This window comes from Guptibacillus hwajinpoensis, assembly GCF_020171785.1.
GTDB classification, from domain to species: domain Bacteria; phylum Bacillota; class Bacilli; order Bacillales; family Guptibacillaceae; genus Guptibacillus; species Guptibacillus sedimenti.
In genome coordinates this window covers 1-1,574 of the sequence record NZ_JAIVAE010000027.1, presented here as the reverse complement: position 1 = coordinate 1,574, position 1,574 = coordinate 1, and the positions used below count along the sequence as shown (strand labels likewise).

Below are 1,574 nucleotides of genomic sequence, written 5' to 3'. Positions count from 1 at the left end.
CAGCTTGTAGAGGAACCCTTGGTTCCTCTACAAGCTTTTTTAATGGTTTTGATTTTCCTGTTAGTTGAAATGGTGTTTTGAAGTATATAAGATGAAAAAAACTCTCCTTCACCTAGCTCAGCCGGTCTAGGTGAAGGGCAATCTTCTTCATGTTCTGACAGGCGGCTGTCAGTAACGCTTGTTCTGAAACTTTCTGTTTTCCGCGCAAACGACAATAACGCAGCCCATGCAGTTCTTTTGAATCTGCGAAGCTACGCTCAATTTTTTCTTTTCTCATTCTATAAATCCACTTTCCTTCATTGGAAAGCCGGTTCTGTCGAACCTGCTCTTTAGACCCCTCCCAGACATGCCGAGTAATGGTTTTCTGGTGGTTATGATTTTGATTACACTGAGCTAACAGAGGACATGCCTTACACTTTGCTGGATCAGATTTATAGTGACGGTATCCTTCTCGATCGGTTGTGGCATAAGTTAACATCTCTCCTTGCGGACAGATATAATGATCTGGGTCTTCTTCATACTTGTATTTCCACTTTGGAATGAATCCTTTTCGTGATTGATACCGACGATGGGCAATAACGCCAAACACCTTTCGCTGAGCTAAACCATGACAAATCGGACTGGTAAGGTAACCGGCATCTAATCCAACAGCTTCAACATGAAATCCAAATCGCTTGATCTGACGGTCCAAACGCTGTAAATAAGGCTTCGAATCATGAATGTTGCCAGGAGTAATATGGACGTCGGTAATAATGTTGTATTTTATATCTGTCGTGCGGTGATCCAAATAGAAAAACCCCTCGGGTTTGTGGTCACGATACAAATAACCACTCTCTGGATCGGTATGACTGACTTTAATCTCTTTGGTTTTCTTCACCTCCTCCTTATCCTTTAGTGGCTTTTTTCCGTGATCAGCCCGATCCTGTTCCACAGCTTCATTCAATTCTTCTATATAATCTGCGGTTTCGACGTGAACTTCTTTTCTGGAAAACTTCTTTTTATTGGCGTTTGCTTTTAAATGGGTGGAGTCCGTATAAAGCACGCGACCTGAAACCATTCGGTGATTCATCGCTTGATGAACGATTTCATCAAAGACCTCCTGGAAGATATCAGTCTCATGAAATCTCATTCTGCGGTTCCAGCTAATGGTGGAGTGGTGAGGCACCGAGTCTGTTAAATTTAAGCCAAGAAACCAACGATAAGCGACATTCGTTTGAATTTGGCGTTCTAATTCTCGCTCAGAACGGATGCCATAAATATATCCAATGAACATCATTTTAAATAACACAAGAGGGTCTAGAGAGGGTCGGCCATTATCTTCACAATAGTAAGGACGGACTTTCTCGGGAATAAAGGAAAAGTCTATGTAGTGGTCAATTTTTCGAAGTAAGTGGTTTTCAGGGACGAGCTCTTCAATGGTCACTATTTCTAATTCGTTTTGTCGATTTTGTCTAGATTGGAACATTAAAATCACCGCCTAAATAGAATCTACCTATAGGATAACAAAACAAAATGGATAATTGAGGGAAATGAGATAAAAAAAACAGGCTGTCGAGACTTTCTCGACAGCCTGA

1 protein-coding gene is annotated in these 1,574 nt (G+C 41.3%); it reads right to left on the bottom strand.

Going from position 1 to position 1,574, the window contains the following annotated elements; translation table 11 throughout:
* Positions 1 to 112: 112 nt before the first annotated feature.
* Entirely contained in the window at positions 113 to 1,465 is a 1,353-nt protein-coding gene (locus tag LCL91_RS21805) for an IS1182 family transposase (RefSeq protein ID WP_224885591.1), read from the bottom strand.
* Between the last annotated feature and the right edge of the window lie 109 nt (positions 1,466 to 1,574).

Bases quoted from the DNA above. Each gene is read 5' to 3' on its own strand.
- LCL91_RS21805 (WP_224885591.1), bottom strand. From the start codon at position 1,465: ATGTTCCAATCTAGACAAAATCGACAAAACGAATTAGAAATAGTGACC.